Raw genomic sequence first — 16,789 nt, 5'->3', positions numbered from 1 at the left:
GCGAGGCGTCATTGGCACGCCGCGCTCAGGCTCAGTTCTTCTCCAGCTCGAAGAGCAGCAGCGAGCGGCCAGTGACGGTGTAGTGGCTGCCGGGCTCGAAGTGAACGTCAGGCGGATCGGCGTCATGGTTGGTATCGATCAGGCACTCCCAGTGCTCGCCCTCGGGCACCAGCGGCAGAGTGAAGTTCACCCCGTCGTAATGCGAGTTGACGATCAGCAGGAGCGTGGCGTCGGCACCTTGCTTGCGAACGCCGGTGGGTTGCGCGCGGCCGTCCATGAGCATGCCCAGGCACTTGGCGTGCGGATCCTGCCACTGTTCGACGCTCATCTCCTCGCCACTGGGCGATAGCCAGCTGACGTCCTTGATGCCCAACTCCTCGTTGTAGGCGCCAACCAGGAAGCGCCCGCGTCGCAGCATCGGGTATTTGTGGCGCAGGGCGATGACCTTCTTCGCGAAGGTCTGCAGCAGGGTGCCGTGCTCGCTCCAGTCCCAGTCGACCCAGCCGACCTCGTTGTCCTGGCAATAGGCGTTGTTGTTGCCGTGCTGGGTGCGGGCGAACTCGTCCCCGGCGACCAGCATCGGCGTGCCCTGGGCGAACATCAGCGTGCCGATGAAATTGCGCATCTGGCGCAGGCGCAGCGCCTGAATATCGGGGTCGTCCGTGGGGCCCTCGGCGCCGCAGTTCCAGGAGATGTTGTTGCTGTTGCCGTCCTGGTTGTTCTCGTCGTTGGCTTCGTTGTGCTTGCTGTTGTAGGAGACCAGATCGTTGAGGGTGAAACCGTCGTGGGCAGTGACGAAGTTCACCGAGGCGAACGGTCGCCGGCCACGCTGGTTGTACATGTCGCCGGAGGCGGCGAGACGGCGGGCGAAATCGGCGAGCTTGTCCTCGTCACCCTTCCAGAAGGCGCGGGTGGTGTCGCGGAAGCGATCGTTCCACTCCATCCAGCCCGGCGGGAAGCCCCCCACCTGGTAGCCGCCGGGGCCGCAATCCCAGGGTTCGGCGATCAGTTTCACGCTGCTCAGCAACGGGTCCTGGCGGCAGGCGACGAGGAAGCTGTGGCGCTCGTCGAAGCCGGTCGGCTCACGACCGAGGATGGTGGCGAGGTCGAAGCGGAAACCATCCACGTGCATCTCGCCGGCCCAGTAGCGTAGCGAGTCGGTGACCATTTGCAGCACGCAGGGGTGCGACAGGTCCAGCGTATTGCCGGTACCGGAATCGTTGATGTAGAAGCGCTTGTCGTCAGGCAGCAGACGGTAGTAGCTGGCGTTGTCGATACCACGCATGGACAGCGTCGGGCCGCGCTCGTTGCCCTCGGCGGTGTGGTTGTAGACCACGTCGAGGATCACCTCCAGGCCGGCCTCATGCATGCGCGAGACCATCTGCTTGAACTCGCCGATGTGGCCGCTGGCGAGGTAGCGCGGGTGGGGCGCGAAGAAGCCGATGGTGTTGTAGCCCCAGTAGTTGGCCATGCCTTTTTCCAACAGGTGCTGGTCCTGCACGAAGGCATGAATGGGCAGCAGCTCCACCGAACTCACGCCCAGGTCGCGCAGGTAATCGAGCACCTGGGGTCGCATCATTCCGGCGCAGGTGCCGCGCAGCTCCTCGGGCACCTCGGGGTGGCGCATGGTGAAGCCGCGCAGGTGCGTCTCGTAGACGATGGTGTGGTCCCACGGTACGCGGGGCAGGCGGTCGTCGCCCCAGGTGAAGGCCGGGTCCACGACCTTGCACTTGGGCACGAAGGGCGCGCTGTCGCGCTCGTCGAAGGACAGGTCGCCATCGGGATGACCGATGGTGTAGCCGAACAAGGATTCGGACCACTTCAACTCGCCGACCAGTTGCTTGGCGTAGGGGTCGATGAGCAGTTTATTGGGGTTGAAACGGTGGCCATTGGCGGGGTCGTACGGGCCGTACACCCGGTAGCCGTAGACCTGCCCCGGATGTGCGTCAGGCAGGTAGCCGTGCCAGATCTCATCGGTGTACTCGGGAAGCTCGATGCGCTCCAGTTCGGTCTCACCGCTCGCATCGAACAGACACAGCTCGACCTTGGTGGCATGCGCCGAGAAGATCGCGAAGTTGACGCCGACGCCGTCCCAAGTGGCACCCAAGGGAAAAGGTAGGCCCTCGCTGATGCGCGAGGGCGTAACGACCTTGGGCGCCCCTGAGGGCGCCCTCGTTTGATCGGACATGGCGACTCCTATACGTCCAGGGGGCCGCTGCTGCTCAGGCTTTGGGCGCGGCGGGCTTACGCGGTGCGCGAGGTTTCTTGGCTACGACCGGTGCCTCCTCGCCCTCGGCGGGTTTGGCGGCGGCCTTGGGTTTGCTGGCTTTGGGCTTGGCCGCCGGCTTGCTGGCGACCTCGGTGAGCTCGGGCTTGGCCTTCGCCCGGCTGGTACGGGGCTTGGCTGCGGGCTTGGCGTTGGCCACTTCGCTGGAGGCGAGTTTCTGGGCCATCTCCCAATGGCGAGCGTCTTCGCCGTGGGGGCGTCCTTCGGACTCCCAGATCTGGTAGGCGAGTTCGCGCACGCGTTCTTCGATCTTGCTCATGGGGAAATCTCCTCGATCCATCTGTCAGGGGTTTGCACGCAACACACTCAGGGGAAAGCCTTGCATGAGCTCGTCCAGCGCCAACCGCCTGCTGGCTGAGACCTCGCGATCGTCGAAAAGTCCCCGCCAGTGCTGATCGGCGAGAGGCTCCGGTAATTCGATATAGGTGTCGCTCCAGGCGTTGTCGACATACGCCAGCGAATCTTGCTCGAGCAGCGTACTGGCCAGGCGCGGCACGACGACCAGCAGCCAGCGGCCGTCGTGCTCACGGGCGAAAGCCAGTGCCCGCGAGGCCTGTCCGCCGCTCACCGGCAATGCCAGGTAGCGTCCGCGGGCGAACAACACGGGATCTTCAAGGCGTGCATGCAGCAGGCGGCCAAGCAACCATTGCTTGAGCCGGCCGTCCTGCCAGTTCGCGAGATTCGCGGGCGCGTCCAGGCTGGCCTGGCGCGCTGCGAAGTCGACCGGGCGGCGGTTGTCCGGATCGACCAGGCTGAAGTCCCAGTATTCGTTGCCTTGGTAGAGATCGGGCGCGCCTGGGGTCGTCATGCGCAACGTGCACTGCACCAGTCCGTTGAGCGCGCCCGCTGCGGCAATCCGGGCGCTGGCCTGTGCCAGCGTACTGGCCTGGCGTTGTGCCTGGCGCTCGATAAACTCGCGGCAGGCGCCTTCATAGGCCTCGTTCGGCGCGGCCCAGGTGCTGCGCAGTTTGGCTTCGCGGATGGCCTTCTCCCACCAGCGGCCCACACGCTGGAAGAACTCTGCGTCGACTGTGCCGCCCAGCGGCCAGGCGGCCAGCAGCGTCTGCAGCAGCATCAGACGATCACCAGGGGAGGGCGCGGGACCTTCCTCGAGCAGGCGCACGTCGTTCTCGCTGTCAGCGAGCCAGCCCTGGGCGAGGTCGGCGAACCATTGCGGATGCTCGCTGAGCACGGCAAGGCGCGCCCGGGTGTCCTCGCCACGCTTGTGGTCGTGGGTCGCGGTCGCCAGCAGGTTGTCCGGAAAGCTGGCCAGGCGTTGTGCGCAGGCCTGATGGAAGTCTTCCACGGGCGCTGCGAAATGCTGCGGGTCGAAGCCGACATCGTTGCGCGACAGCAGCACGCCGCTGCGATAGCAGGCGGTGTCCTCGACGGCCTTGGCCGCGGCTGGCGAGGTCAACTGCTGGAACTTGGTGCAGGCCAGTCGACGCAGGTTGCGCTGGGCCACCGGCAGTTCGCGTAGCGGTTCGCCACCCAGCCAGCGTTCCAGGCGTTCCAGCAATGGCCATTCGGCCTCGCTCAGGTTGCTGCGGGCGCCCTCCAATGCTTGGCGGAAGAAGGGCTCGTCCGCCGCACGCCGTCCGGCGCCGCCGACATAGGTGCGGTAAACCGGAAAATGCACGATCAGCTCACGCAGGGCGCGGCGGATCGCGCCGAGGGTGATGTCACGGGTCATCAGGTCGCTGCGGGCGACCTCCAGCAGGAGTTGCGCGACCGCTTCGAAATCACCGGCCAGCGAGCCGGAGAGCACCAGCTCGCGGGCCGCCCGCGCTTCTTCCATGAAATCGCTGCTGCGCGCGCTGACCGTTTGCCAGAGCTCGGCCAGTGGCGCGAAGCCGGCTGGGTCGTGCTGCAACAAGGAGACCTGGTTCATGAACTCGTAACCGGTGGTGCCATCCACGCCCCAGTCGGTGGCCAGTGACTCGCCCTCGCCGAGAATCTTTTCCACGTAGATCGGGAAGTGCTCCAGCCGGGTCTCAGCGGGACGCTCCGCCAGCAGCCGCTCGATGCGTCGGCGCAGTCGCCGGCAGTAGCCGCGAGGGTTGGCCAGACCATCGACGTGATCGATGCGCAGGCCATCCACCAGCCCGCGGCTGACCAGCTCGAAGACCTTGGCATGGGTGGCCTCGAACACCGCCAGACGCTCCACCCGCAGGCCGCCCAGCTCATTGATGTCGAAGAAACGCCGCCAGTTGATGTCATCCGCCGCCGTCCGCCAGCTAGCGATACGGTAGTGCTGCTCTTCCAGCAGCCGATGCAGGCGTTCGAAGCCTTCCTCCTCCCGAGCGTCGAAGCGCGCCAGCACGCGTTCGATGTCCTGCAGATGGCCCGGCTCGCTACTCAGCTCGGCGAGCTGGGCGCGTAGCGCCGTGGCGTTGCGATAGCCCTCGGCATCCTGGGTGAGCGCAGCGAAGCGCTCGCCCAACTCGACCAGTGCCGGGTTGCCGCTGATGCCGAGCAGGGCGCCATAGCTGGCAGGATTGATCGGGAAGTGATGCTCGTAGTGCTCGCAGTACAAGCGACCTTCGGTAGGATCGAAGCGCAGCGGCACCTGCCCGGCGCGTAGCACCTCGCCGTAGTCGCTGGCGAGGAACGGCAGCAGCAACTGCCCCCGCAGCAGCGGGTCGGGCGAATGCCAGTGGATGTCGAAGAACTTCGCATAGGGACTCGCCGGCCCCCATTCGAGGACGTCCTGCCACCAGGGATTGCTCGCTCCGCCGACGGCCATGTGGTTGGACACGATGTCGAGGATCAGCCCCATGTCATGGGCGCGCAGCGCCGCCACCAGGCGCAGCAACGCCGGCTCGCCGCCGAGTTCGGGGTTGATGCGCGTGGGATCGACCACGTCGTAGCCGTGCATCGAGCCTTGGCGGGCGGTCAGCAGCGGCGAGGCGTACAGATGACTGATGCCCAGACGGGCGAAGTAGGGAACCAGTGCGCAGGCATCGTCGAGGGTGAAGCCGGCGTGGAACTGCAGGCGCAACGTGGCGCTGAGCGGCTTCATCGCGAAGACTCCCGCTCGCTTTGCGCACGTCCTTGGGCGAGGGTGCGCAGGCGTTGGCTTGGGGTGTGTCCATCGAGCAGGTGGGCGGCCTCGCCCGGTAGCCGGCGGCGCCAGTTCGGGTGTTCGTCGATGGTGCCGGGCAGGTTCGGCTGCTCATCCAGTCCCAGCGCGTCTTCCACGGGCAGCAGCACCAGTGGCGCGGGCGTCTTGCCGAGGAAGCCGGCGGCGCGGTCGATGAACAGGCTGCGTTCCAGCGGCGCCTGGTCGTCGATACCCGCGGCGAGGTTGATCGCCCGTGTCAGCCCGTCGGCCTCGCGACGGCGGTCTTCGCGTTGCTGCTGGCGTTTATCTTCCGGGTAGTCCTCGATGCGTGCGCGCCATTCGATGTCGCGCCCATCGCACCAGCCGGAGAGCGTCGGCAGATCATGGGTGGTGCTGGTCGCCAGCGCGGTTTCCGGCCACTGCTGCGGCGGCCAGAAGTAGTGACTGCCGTGATCCTGCTCGAAGAGCATCACGCGCATGCCGAGAATGCCGCGCGGGGCGATATCCTCGCGAAAACCCTCGGGTACGGTGCCCAGATCCTCGCCGAGGACGATCGCCTGATGGCGGTGGGACTCCAGGGCGAGCAGCCGCAGCATGTCCTGCTGCGGGTAATGCAGGTAGGCGCCCTGGTCGCTGGCCTGGCCTTCGGGAATCACCCACAGCCGACGCAGGCCCATGACGTGGTCGATGCGAATGCCGCCAGCATGGGCCAGATTGGCGCGCAGCATCTCCAGATAGGCGCGGAAGCCATGCTGACGCAGACCGGTCGGGGAGAACGCGGAGATGCCCCAGCTCTGCCCGTTGCGGTTGAGGATGTCCGGTGGCGCGCCAACGGTGAGCCCGGCGAGCACCTCGGCCTGGCGGCTCCAGGCCTGGCTGCCGGCGCAGTCGGCGCCTACCGCGAGGTCGGCGATCAGGCCGATCGGCATGCCCGCACCGCGAGCGGCCTGCTGAGCGCGTTGCAGGCCACGGTCCATCATCCACTGGCAGAACGCATGGAAGCGCACTTCGCCCGCGAGCTCGTCGCCCAAACGCTGCAGGGTGTCGGGTTGCGGCTCGCGCAATTCGGCGCTCCAGCGCCGCCAGTCACCGGACTCCCCAGCGGCCAGTTGGCGTGCCTGCAACGCTTCGAACAGGCAATGCCGTTGCAGGGCCTCGCCGGCACAGCGCCGGTAGCTTTCGAAGTCCGCACGTTGTGCATGCTCGCTCTGCTCGAAGTCCTGGAACAGGCGGCGGAACAGTTGCCAGCGCAACTGGGCCTGCGCCGGCCAGTCGATCAGCTCCATGCCTTGCTGCTGTTGCCACTGCTCGCGCAGGCCGCAGGCGTCCAGCGCCTGGTGCACGGTGAGCTCGCCGAAGAGGGCGGCGGGGGCGGCGTGCAGGACGTTATGGAACAGTCGGCTGGAGGGGGAATAGGGGCTGTAGCGCCCGCCATCGCTGGCGAACATCGCGTGCAGCGGGCTGATCGCCACGGCGCTGGCGCCGTGGGCGGCAGCGTTGCGCACGAATTGCTCCAGTGCCAGCACGTCGCCCAGGCCACCGTCGTCCGTCCGCCGAAGGGAATAGAGTTGCACGCCGATGCCCCACAGGCGCGCCTGCTCGCGAGCGGCGGCGTCCTGCACGCGCCAGGCCTGCGAGGGCGCCACTGCCAGCGTCAGTTGCTGGTCGGCAAAACTCAGTTGGTGATAGCCCAGGGGCAGCGCGGCATGCAGTCTGGCGTCGTTGTCGAAGCGGCCATCCAGGGTGCTGCCGTCCTCCCGCTGGATATGCCAGCTCTGGCCGGTCGTGGCCCAGGGCGCGAGCGAGGGACTGTCGCCCTCGTCGAGGGTGAGCAGCAGCGGCAGCTCACCGCCGCGTGCCTGTTCGGCGCGGGCCAGCGAGTCGTCCAGTTCGCCGTCGTTACCTGCGGGATAGCCGAGGCCGGCGAGGATCGGCCGCAGCGTTTCCGGGGTTACCCGCTGTGGGCGGCCGTCGGCGTCGATCCAGTCGATGGCCAGTCCGACGGCAGCGGCCAGGCGTTCCAAGCGTGCATCGCTCATGCCTGCGCCTCCTTGAAGACCAGCGTGGTGAGCGCTGCGAGCTGCCCATCGCAGCGGGCCTGCAAGGCTGCCTCTTCGGCGAAGATCGCCGCATCGCCGGTCGGCGGCAAGGCGACGCCTTGGGTGCCCAGGTTGATCTCGATACGCAGGATGAAGCCCTCCAGTTGCCAGCGCGCCAGCACCGCGCGTTCGCCGATGACCCGTGCGCCTAGGGTGCGGGCCTGGCCCAGGTACGGCACGATTTCGCGCTTGCGCAGTGCGAGCAGCTCGCGGTGATAGGCCAGCCAGCGGGCGTGTTCGGGTTCGCCGACGGCGCTGCTATCGGGCCGTGAGGCGGAGAAGGTCTGCGGCGCGTTCGGGTCGGGAATGCGCTCGCGCTGATTGGGATCGTTGAACTCGGCGAATTCGGCGAACTCACCGCGGCGGCCTTCGCGCACCGCGTCGGCCAGTTCGCCATGGTGACTGGTGAAGAACAGGAACGGCTGGCGCGCGCCCCATTCCTCGCCCATGAACAGCATCGGCACCATGGGTCCGAGCAACAGCAAGGCGGTGGCGGCGCGCAGCGCCTCGGGATCGGCCAGACTCACCAGGCGTTCACCGAAGGCGCGGTTGCCGGTCTGGTCGTGGTTCTGCAGGAACAGCACGAAGGCGGTGGCCGGCAGATGCGCGCTGGGTTCTCCCCGGGGTTCGCCACGACGATTGAGTTCGCCCTGGTAGGTGAAGCCCTCGCCGAGCACCCGCGCCAGGCGCTCGGTGGCGCCCTGGTAATCGGCGTAGTAGCCCTGGGACTCGCCGGTGAGCAGGACGTGCAGCACGTTGTGGCCGTCGTCGTTCCACTGCGCGTCGAAGCCGGCTTCGAGCAGGCTGGCAGCGTTGTCCTCGTTTTCCAGCACCAGGTGTACCTGGCGCCCGGGCGCCAAACTGCGGCGCACGCGGCTGGCCAGCTCGACGAGGAAGCCCCGGTCGGGAATGGTATGCACGGCATCCAGGCGCAAGCCGTCGAAACGGTAGTCGTTGACCCACATGAGGGCGTTGTCGATGAAGAAGTCGCGGACTTCTCTGCGGCTGAAGTCGATGCCGTCGCCCCAGGGCGTGCGGCGACTGTGGTCGAAGAAGCGACTGGCGTAGCGACCCAGGTAATTACCATCGGGACCGAAGTGGTTGTAGACCACGTCGAGGAAGATCATCAGGCCCTGTCCATGGGCTGCATCGACCAGCCGCTTGAGGTCTTCCGGCGTGCCGTAGGACGCCTCGGGGGCATAGGGCAGCACGCCGTCGTAGCCCCAGTTGCGGTCTCCGGGGAATTCGGCGATGGGCATCAGTTCCACGGCGGTCACGCCGAGTTCGAGTAGGCGCGGCAGCTCGCGCTCGACGCCGGCGAAGCCACCGAGCAACCCGGCGTGCAATTCGTAGAGCACCGTTTCGTGCCAGGGGCGGCCCTGCCAGTCGGGGTTACGCCACAGGTAGTCCTCCGGGTCGACCACGCGGCTGTAGCCATGCACATCTTCGGCCTGGGCGCGCGAGGCCGGGTCGGGCACGGCCAATTCGTCGTCGATCAGATAGCGATAGAGATCGCCGGCCCGCGCTGGCGCTTCGAGCAGGTACCAGCCGTCTTCGGCGCCCTGCAAGGGTTGGGTACTGCCGTCTGGACGTTGCAGCGCAACGCTGCGCGCATCGGGGGCCCAGAGGGCAAAACGCACGAGATCGGGTGTGACCGGCACGGCACCGTGCCGGCCGTCATGCTGGAGCCTGACTGCCATGGATCACCTTGTCGCTGGAAAAACGTTGAGGTGTTATCTGCGTACTTCGCTGCGGCTCTCCAGCAAGCCTTGGTACAGCTCAGCGTAGGGCGTGATCGACTGATGCCAGAACACCGGGGCGGACATCGCCCGGCAGCGCATGGCGTTGAGCAGATCGGCCTGCGCATGCACCCGCAATGCACGGGCGATGGCGCCTCGGTAGGCGTGGACACAGGCGTCGTCGAAAAGGAAACCGTTGACCCCGTCCTCGATGCTGTCGGCCAGCCCGCCGGTACGCCGGGCGATCGGCAGCGAGCCGAAACGCTGGGCGTACATCTGCGAAAGGCCGCAGGGCTCGTAGCGCGAGGGCATCAGCAGGAAGTCGCTGCCGGCGAACATGGCGCGCGCCTGACGCTCGCAGAAGCCGACGCGGACGCCCACACGGCCGGGGTGACGTTCGCCGATCTCGCGTACCGCCTGTTCGATGTGCGGCTCGCCGCAGCCGATGACCACCAGTTGGCCGCCAGCGGCGACGATGTCGTCGACCACCTGCAGGGTCAGGTCCAGGCCTTTCTGTTCGACCAGACGCGAAACCACGGCGAACAGCGGGCCATTGCTCGGTTCGAGGCCGAACAGGCGCCTCACGTAGTCGGCGTTACGCGCTTTGCCATCCCAGTCATGGGCGGCGAAGTTGTGCGGCAGATGCTCGTCGGTACGCGCATCCCAGCTTTCGTCGATACCGTTGAGGATACCGGAGAGCAGTCCCTGGCCGGCCTTCCAGGCGAGGAAACCCTCGAGTCCGCAGCCAAACTCGCGACTGGTGATCTCCCGGGCGTAGGTGGCGCTGACCGTGGTCACATGCGCGGAGTAGGCGATGCCCGCTTTCAGCGGCGACAGGCGCCCGTAGAATTCCATGCGCTCGTGGCTGCAGGCCTCCAGCGGGATGCCCAGTTCCGGACGGCACTCCGCCGGCAGCAAACCCTGGTAGGCGAGGTTGTGGATGGTGAACACGCACGGCGTGCTCTGCCGACGCCAATGCATGTAGGCGGGCACCAAACCGGCCTGCCAGTCGTTGGCATGCACCAGCTCGGGGCGCCAGCGAATCAAAGCGGTGCCGGCGGCGATATCCGCGGCGGCCAGCGACAGGCGCGCGAAGCGGATGTGGTTGTCCGCCCAGTCATGCCCGTGCTCATCGCCATAGGGGCTGCCGGGGCGGTCGTAGAGTTCGGCGCAGAGCACTACATAGACGATCAGGCCGTCGGGCAGGTCGATGCGGCCGATCTTGCAGGCGGGCAGGGCGGCGTGCCCGGCGACCTCGCCGATGACCCGGATGTTGTGGCCGGATTCCAGTACCTGGCGGTAACCGGGAACCAGAACGCGAACGTCATGCAACGCGCCAAGGGCGCGTGGTAGAGCGGCGGAAACATCCCCCAGGCCACCGGTCTTGACCAGATCGGCGATCTCGGAGGTGACGAAGAGAATCTTCTTTTTCTCGTCGTGGCTGCTGCGCACTTCCAATGTGGGGCGAATGCCCAGGACCGACGGGTCGATGACCCGCAAAGCATTGCCGAAAATCCCCTTCAACGCCGCATCACCCATGATCCCGCTCTCCTCGTGTGACCCGCTCATTACAGACCGAACCGACTAGCCCAATTTCCCTGGCTTCGCGTGCATATGACTTATGCAAAAAGCGTTACAGGTTGCCGGTGCAAGCCACATATTTCTTGCCATTCATTCGTTGCGCTTCTGTTACGCACCGGTAGATGACTAGGGGGCCTAACGGAAGTTCGGTGGGGCCGACGGAAAGTCCATGAATCACGGCTATACCGGAGGTTGGCGCTCGGATTCTTGCTGTGGATCATGGAATTGGGTCGATGTTTTTTCAGGTGAATTCTGCTCGATCAATTCGGCCCTCATGCGCGGCAGCGCCTGGGGATGCTCGCGGCCGATGAAGGCGATGATGTGCTCGCGCAGATAGCAGCGCAGGTCCCAGTTGCGCGAGGAGTCGAGGGAACTGGCCAGCACCCGAAGTTGCATCGCGCGCTCGTTGGCGTCGGTTACCTGCAGCACGCAGACGCGGCCATCCCACAGCTCCGGCACCTCCGCACAGAGGCGCTTGACCTCCTGGCGCAGCGGCTCCAGCGGCAAGCCGTAGTCGCACCAGACGAAGACCGAGCCGATCAGGCTGGAGGAGGAGCGCGTCCAATTCTGGAAAGGGTTCTCGATGACCCATTGCAGCGGCACCACCAAGCGTCGTTCGTCCCAGATGCGCACCACCACGTAGGCCCCGGTGATCTCCTCGATGCGACCCCATTCGCCTTCGACGATCACCACGTCGTCGAGACTGATGGGCTGGGTGATGGCGATCTGCAGCCCGGCGATCAGGTTGCCCAGCACCGGCCGCGCGGCGAAGCCTGCGGCCAGCCCGGCCAGTCCAGCGGAGGCCAGCAGGCTGGTGCCGAACTGGCGCGCGGCCGGGAAGGTCATGAGGATCGCCGAAGCGCCGATCAGCAGCACGAAGAACGAAAGGGTGCGGATCAGCACCCGGGTCTGCGTCTGGATACGCCGGGCGCGCAGGTTGTCGGCGATGTCCACCGGATTGCTCTTGAGGATCACCTGCTCCATCGCGCGCACCGCCTGCAAGCCGAGCCAGGTGAAGCCGGCGACGATCAGCAGCGAGGTCACGTGACGGGCGCCACCGATCAACGCCAGGTCATCGGGCGCCGCCGTCCACACCGCCTGCAGGCCGAACAGCGGCAGTAGCCAGCGCAGGGGGCGGTCGACGTGGCGGGTGAGCTCGCGGGTGAACAGGAAGCCGCGCCCGAGGCGGCGCATCAGCGCCGTGATCAGACGGCCGGCCAGGGTCAGTACCAGGGTGACCAGAACCGCCGCGATCAGGGTATTGACCGCGGGCATTGAGAGGTATTCGCGCCATTCCAGGGGCATGGGGTTCCTCGCAGTAGGAGCGGAGTCGCGGCAAGCACTGCAGCCTGTTGGGTAGCAGCGCGGGGAGTGCCGAGACTCTAATGAATCCCTGCGTGCCGCCGAGTTCCGCTGAGAAGAACTTTGCCAGCGACGCACGGGTCCGCCAGCACTACGGTCACGAAAACCAGCGCGCCTCGAGGAATGCCATGTTCGGTCTGGAAGCACTGGATCTCGCCCTTATCCAGTTCGCCTTCACAATCTCTTTCCATATCATCTTTCCAGCACTGGGCATTGGTCTGGCGAGTTACCTTGCGGTGCTCGAAGCGCTTTGGCTGAAGACCGAGCGCCCCGTGTACCTGCAGCTCTACCGCTTCTGGCTGCAGATCTTCGCCGTGGCCTTCGCCATGGGCGTGGTGATGAGCTATCAGTTCGGCACCAACTGGGCCGGGCTTTCGCAGGCCGCCGGCAGCATCATGGGGCCACTGCTGACCTACGAGGTGCTCACCGCATTCTTTCTTGAAGCCGGATTTCTCGGGATCATGCTGTTTGGCATGAACAAAGTAGGACGCGGGCTGCACTTCTTCGCCACGCTGATGGTGGCCATCGGCACGTTGATCTCGACCTTCTGGATCCTGTCCTCGAACAGTTGGATGCATACGCCTCAAGGCTTCGAGCTGGTCGACGGCGTTTTCCATCCTGCCGACTGGTGGCAAATCGTCTTCAACCCATCGTTTCCCTACCGTCTGGCGCACATGGCGGTCGCGGCCTTCCTCGCGACTGCGCTGGTGGTCGGGGCGACGGGCGCCTGGCATCTGCTCAAGGGGCGGGGCGACAGGGCCGCCGTGCGCATCATGTTTTCCATGGCGATGTGGATGGCGCTGTTGGTCGCGCCGATCCAGGCGGTGATCGGCGATTTCCACGGCCTCAATACCCTAGGGCCTGTTCCCGTTTCATTCGCGAGCCGCGTTGTCGCCAGAAATGGCCTGCGGTTAGGCGCAGGACGCAGGCAATGGTCATTCCCTTGGCAAGTCCTGCAACGACAGCGCAGGCCATTTCTGGCACAACCCTACGGGCCGGTGCCTGTTTTGGCGCGATACGGCGTTACTCGTCTTGGGCTTACCCCAGTAAGCCCTGCGACTCGTGCCTTGTCTCGCGCCAAAACAGGCGCCGGCGCGGCCGTGAATGAAACGGGAACAGGCCCTAGAACACCAGCCAGCGAAGATCGCCGCCATCGAGGGGCACTGGGAAACCGAGCGAGGTGTGCCCCTGCTGCTGTTCGGGTGGCCGGACATGCAGGCGGAAACCACCCGCTATGCGCTCTCTGTACCGCGCCTGGGCAGTTTGATCCTGACCCATGAATGGGACGGCGAGATACGCGGGCTCAAGGAGTGGGCCCCGCAGGACCGACCGAATTCGACGATTGTCTTCTGGAGCTTCCGGGTCATGGTCGGGCTGGGTCTGCTGATGATCCTCGCCGGAGTCTGGAGCGCCTGGCTGCGCTTGCGCGGCCGGCTGTTCGATAGCCGCCCGTTCCAGTACTTCGTACTGCTGCTGGGTCCGGCAGGCATCCTCGCCATCCTCGCGGGCTGGATCACCACGGAAGTGGGGCGTCAGCCCTGGGTGGTGTACGGCCTGCTGCGCACCGGAGACGCCGTCTCCGGGCATGCCGCGGCGGAAATGGGCGTCACCCTGACGCTGTTCGTGGTGGTCTATCTGTTGGTCTTCGGCGTGGGAATCACCTACCTGCTGCGCCTGATGCGCAAGGGACCGAAGCAGGACGAGGACGCTTCCCAGGGCGCCGGGCCGGGTCATGCCCGACAACCGATGCGTCCCCTGTCGGGCGCCGAAGCGGACCTGGAAAACGATCAAGCGGAGAGCGCGCGCGATGGAGATTGATCTGACCTTGGTCTGGGCGGCGATCATCGCCTTCGGCATCTTCATGTATGTAGTGATGGACGGCTTCGACCTGGGCATCGGCATTCTCTTCCCGTTCGTCCGGGGCAAGGAGGAGCGCGACGTGATGATGAACAGCGTGGCGCCGATCTGGGACGGCAACGAGACCTGGCTGGTCTTGGGTGGCGCCGGTTTGTTCGCCGCCTTTCCGCTGGCCTATTCGGTGGTCCTCACGGCCTTGTACTTGCCGTTGATCCTGATGCTGGTGGCGTTGATCTTTCGTGGGGTGGCTTTCGAGTTTCGTTTCAAGGCCAAGCGCACTCGGCCTGCGTGGGATGTCGCCTTCATCGGCGGATCGGTACTGGCGACCTTTTCCCAGGGCGTGGTGCTCGGCGCCTTCGTCGACGGCATTGCGGTGGTCGGCCGACAGTACGCCGGCGGGCCGCTCGACTGGCTGGCTCCGTTCCCCCTGTTCACCGGTGCCGCGCTGGTGGTGGGCTATGCGATGCTCGGTTGCGGCTGGCTGATCATGAAGACACACGGGGAGCTGCAGGCGCGCATGTTCAGCCTGATGAAGCCGCTGACCCTGGTGCTATTGGCCGTCATCGCCGTGGTCAGCCTGTGGACACCACTGGCGCATGGCGCCATCGCCGAGCGCTGGTTCAGTTTGCCCAACCTGCTGTACTTCCTGCCGGTGCCGCTGCTCGTCGCGTTTTGCGTAGTGCTGCTGCTGCGCGCGCTGGCGCGGCAGCGCGAAGTGCAGCCGTTCCTGCTGACCCTGGGGTTGATGTTCCTGTCCTACACCGGATTGGGGATCAGCCTGTGGCCGAACATCGTACCGCCGGACATCAGCCTCTGGCAGGCGGCCGCGCCCGCGTCGAGCCAGCGCTTCACCTTGGTCGGCGTGCTGATTCTGTTGCCGGTGATCCTTGGCTACACGGCCTACGCCTACTGGGTGTTCCGCGGCAAGATCGCCCTGGGTGAGGGCTATCACTGATGCGCCGTCGTCTACGTCAACTGGGGTGGTTCGTCCTGCTGTGGGCTGCGGGTGTGCTGGCCGTGTCGCTGTTGGCGTGGAGCATTCGGCTGCTGATGGGGCTTTGAGGCCCGTCCGGCGGACGGGCCCGGACACCTTAGCCGCGACCGACGAAGGGCATCGAGTTGGCCATGACGGTGAGGTTCAGCACGTTGCTGGTGAGCGGCAGCGAGGCCATGTAGGAAACCGCCTGGGCGACTTCGCGCACGTCGCACATCGGCTCCACGGCGGTCTCGCCGTTGGCCTGCAGTACGCCGCGGGTCATGCGCTCGGACAGTTCGGTCAGGGCGTTGCCGATGTCGATCTGCCCGCAGGCGATGGAGAATGCGCGGCCATCCAGCGACAGGGTCTTGGTCAGGCCGAGCACCGCGTGCTTGCTGGCCGTGTAGGCGACGCTGAAGGGCCGTGGCGCATGCGCGGAGATCGAGCCGTTGTTGATGATGCGGCCACCCTGCGGCTGCTGGCGGCGCATCAGGCCGAAGGCGGCGCGGGCGCAGAGGAAAACCCCGGTGAGGTTGGTGTCGATCACGTTGCGCCACTGTGCCACGTCGAGTTCGTCGACCGGAACCGCCGGAGCGCCCACGCCGGCGTTGTTGAAGATCAGGTCCAGGCGGCCATATTCGGCCTCGATGCGGGCGAACAGATCGTCCACGCTGGCTTCGTCGCGCACGTCGGTCGGCACGCCCAGTGCCTCGCCGCCCAGTGCGCGGATCTCTCCGGCAACGGCATCCAGCGGTTCGGCGCGTCGGCCGGCGAGGACCAGGGTGAAGCCATCCTCGGCGAGCGCCAGGGCGACTGCACGGCCGATGCCGCTGCCGGCGCCGGTGACCAGGGCGATACGAGCGTTAGCTTGGGTCATTTTATTGTTCTCTTCCTAGGGTCTGTTGCTGTTTGATTTCGCGATTCGTAGCGTCGCGATGGGTCGCCTGCGTTCAGGCGCAGGGCCTTTATCGCACAAGCAGTCGACTCGCGCTTGTGTGCGCAGGCTATTACGTTGCCCGGCTTGCCTGTTTCGCCATGCCCGGGGCGATGCGCACACGCAGTTCGCCAATGCCTTCCACGCCGGCCTCGATCAGGTCACCCGGTTGCACGGCGGCGACGCCTGCCGGCGTGCCGGTCATCAGCAAGTCGCCCGGCTGCAGGGCGATGAATGTGGACAATTCGCTGATGGCCTGGGCGATCGGCCGGATCAGCGCGTCCAGATCGGCCTGCTGGCGCAGTTCGCCATTCACCTTCAGCCATATCCGCCCCTGGGGGGCGTCGGTATCGGGCCGCACACGCTGCAAGGCAGCGATGGGCGCAGAACCGTCGAAGGCCTTGGCCGCCTCCCAGGAACCACCGGCGCGCTTGGCTCTGTGCTGCAGGTCGCGGCGCGTCATGTCCAGGCCGGCGGCGTAGCCCCAGACGTGGTCCAGGGCCCGATCTGCCGGAATGCAGCTACCCCCACGACCGATAGCGACCACCAGTTCGATCTCGTGGCAGTAGTCCTCGGTGGCGGGCGGAAAAGGGATATCGCCTTCGGCCTCGATCACCGCGGTGTTGGGCTTCATGAAGTAGAAAAGCTCGTCAGGGGTGACCGCGGCGGCGTCCCAGCGGTAGTTGCGTCCCAGGCAGAACACCCGGTTGACGAAGAAGCGCTGGTTACTGCCCTGGATCGGCAGGCTGACCGGTAGCGGCGGTGCCGGCAGGGGCAGCGCTTCGCGCAAAGGGGTATCGCACGCATCCATCTTGTTATTCCTTTTATGGCTGAGTGGCGAGGTCCATCCTAGACGATGCGCAGGGCGGCCAGTTTGTAGAATCCGGACA

General features: G+C 66.0%; 11 protein-coding genes and 2 pseudogenes. 4 read left to right on the top strand and 9 right to left on the bottom strand.

Features of this window, described 5'->3' with window-relative positions:
* Nucleotides 1-31: 31 nt before the first annotated feature.
* From glgX to ACYRGX_RS14540, 7 genes are all read right to left on the bottom strand, one after another.
* A complete protein-coding gene (gene glgX, locus ACYRGX_RS14570) occupies nt 32-2,188 on the bottom strand; it encodes a glycogen debranching protein GlgX (RefSeq protein ID WP_473053184.1) in 2,157 nt (718 codons plus the stop codon).
* A gap of 34 nt (nt 2,189-2,222) precedes the next feature.
* Complete coding sequence (locus tag ACYRGX_RS14565; protein ID WP_473053183.1) at nt 2,223-2,546, bottom strand: DUF2934 domain-containing protein; 324 nt, start codon at nt 2,544-2,546, stop codon at nt 2,223-2,225.
* 24 nt (nt 2,547-2,570) lie between these two features.
* Nucleotides 2,571-5,309, bottom strand: a complete 2,739-nt coding sequence (locus ACYRGX_RS14560; RefSeq protein WP_473053182.1) for a malto-oligosyltrehalose synthase — start codon at nt 5,307-5,309, stop codon at nt 2,571-2,573.
* Entirely contained in the window at nt 5,306-7,390 is a 2,085-nt protein-coding gene (gene malQ, locus ACYRGX_RS14555) for a 4-alpha-glucanotransferase (protein WP_473053181.1), read from the bottom strand. The genes ACYRGX_RS14560 and malQ overlap by 4 nt, the downstream gene beginning before the upstream one ends.
* The gene (gene treZ, locus ACYRGX_RS14550) at nt 7,387-9,150 is read right to left on the bottom strand and encodes a malto-oligosyltrehalose trehalohydrolase (RefSeq protein ID WP_473053180.1); all 1,764 of its coding nucleotides are present in this window, start codon (nt 9,148-9,150) and stop codon (nt 7,387-7,389) included. Before treZ ends, malQ begins: the two co-directional genes overlap by 4 nt.
* A 33-nt stretch (nt 9,151-9,183) precedes the next feature.
* On the bottom strand, nt 9,184-10,728 hold the full coding sequence (gene glgA / locus ACYRGX_RS14545; protein ID WP_473053179.1) for a glycogen synthase GlgA: 1,545 nt from the start codon (nt 10,726-10,728) through the stop codon (nt 9,184-9,186).
* 222 nt (nt 10,729-10,950) lie between these two features.
* Nucleotides 10,951-12,069: a mechanosensitive ion channel family protein gene (locus tag ACYRGX_RS14540; protein WP_473056697.1), complete on the bottom strand. Its 1,119-nt coding sequence runs from the start codon at nt 12,067-12,069 to the stop codon at nt 10,951-10,953.
* A 191-nt stretch (nt 12,070-12,260) separates the two neighbouring features.
* Between ACYRGX_RS14540 and ACYRGX_RS14535 the strand changes: the two are divergent.
* The 4 genes and pseudogenes from ACYRGX_RS14535 to ACYRGX_RS14520 form a co-directional block, all read left to right on the top strand.
* Nucleotides 12,261-12,996, top strand: a pseudogene (locus ACYRGX_RS14535) (cytochrome ubiquinol oxidase subunit I); the annotation flags it as partial.
* A 258-nt stretch (nt 12,997-13,254) separates the two neighbouring features.
* Nucleotides 13,255-13,950 (top strand): annotated as a pseudogene (locus tag ACYRGX_RS14530) (cytochrome ubiquinol oxidase subunit I); the annotation flags it as partial.
* Complete coding sequence (gene cydB, locus ACYRGX_RS14525) at nt 13,940-14,944, top strand: cytochrome d ubiquinol oxidase subunit II (protein ID WP_473053178.1); 1,005 nt, start codon at nt 13,940-13,942, stop codon at nt 14,942-14,944. The pseudogene ACYRGX_RS14530 and the gene cydB, both read left to right, overlap by 11 nt.
* A complete protein-coding gene (locus tag ACYRGX_RS14520; protein WP_473053177.1) occupies nt 14,944-15,051 on the top strand; it encodes a DUF2474 family protein in 108 nt (35 codons plus the stop codon). Before cydB ends, ACYRGX_RS14520 begins: the two co-directional genes overlap by 1 nt.
* Nucleotides 15,052-15,080: 29 nt before the next feature.
* On the opposite strand, the gene ACYRGX_RS14515 is transcribed toward ACYRGX_RS14520, so the two are convergent.
* Together ACYRGX_RS14515 and ACYRGX_RS14510 are read right to left on the bottom strand one after the other, a co-directional pair.
* Complete coding sequence (locus tag ACYRGX_RS14515; RefSeq protein ID WP_473053176.1) at nt 15,081-15,842, bottom strand: SDR family oxidoreductase; 762 nt, start codon at nt 15,840-15,842, stop codon at nt 15,081-15,083.
* 130 nt (nt 15,843-15,972) lie between these two features.
* Nucleotides 15,973-16,710: a fumarylacetoacetate hydrolase family protein gene (locus ACYRGX_RS14510; protein ID WP_473053175.1), complete on the bottom strand. Its 738-nt coding sequence runs from the start codon at nt 16,708-16,710 to the stop codon at nt 15,973-15,975.
* Between the last annotated feature and the right edge of the window lie 79 nt (nt 16,711-16,789).

This window comes from Pseudomonas sp. R4-15 (assembly GCF_055768815.1).
Note: the sequence above shows the minus strand (reverse complement) of the source record. Positions and strands in the feature narration are given on the sequence as shown.

Excerpts from the sequence above, each read along its gene's own strand:
- ACYRGX_RS14515 (WP_473053176.1), bottom strand. The coding sequence starts at position 15,842 with ATGACCCAAGCTAACGCTCGTATCGCCCTGGTCACCGGCGCCGGCAGC.
- treZ (WP_473053180.1), bottom strand. The coding sequence starts at position 9,150 with ATGGCAGTCAGGCTCCAGCATGACGGCCGGCACGGTGCCGTGCCGGTC.
- ACYRGX_RS14565 (WP_473053183.1), bottom strand. The coding sequence starts at position 2,546 with ATGAGCAAGATCGAAGAACGCGTGCGCGAACTCGCCTACCAGATCTGG.
- ACYRGX_RS14520 (WP_473053177.1), top strand. The coding sequence starts at position 14,944 with ATGCGCCGTCGTCTACGTCAACTGGGGTGGTTCGTCCTGCTGTGGGCT.
- glgX (WP_473053184.1), bottom strand. The coding sequence starts at position 2,188 with ATGTCCGATCAAACGAGGGCGCCCTCAGGGGCGCCCAAGGTCGTTACG.
- ACYRGX_RS14560 (WP_473053182.1), bottom strand. The coding sequence starts at position 5,309 with ATGAAGCCGCTCAGCGCCACGTTGCGCCTGCAGTTCCACGCCGGCTTC.
- cydB (WP_473053178.1), top strand. The coding sequence starts at position 13,940 with ATGGAGATTGATCTGACCTTGGTCTGGGCGGCGATCATCGCCTTCGGC.
- malQ (WP_473053181.1), bottom strand. The coding sequence starts at position 7,390 with ATGAGCGATGCACGCTTGGAACGCCTGGCCGCTGCCGTCGGACTGGCC.
- ACYRGX_RS14510 (WP_473053175.1), bottom strand. The coding sequence starts at position 16,710 with ATGGATGCGTGCGATACCCCTTTGCGCGAAGCGCTGCCCCTGCCGGCA.
- glgA (WP_473053179.1), bottom strand. The coding sequence starts at position 10,728 with ATGGGTGATGCGGCGTTGAAGGGGATTTTCGGCAATGCTTTGCGGGTC.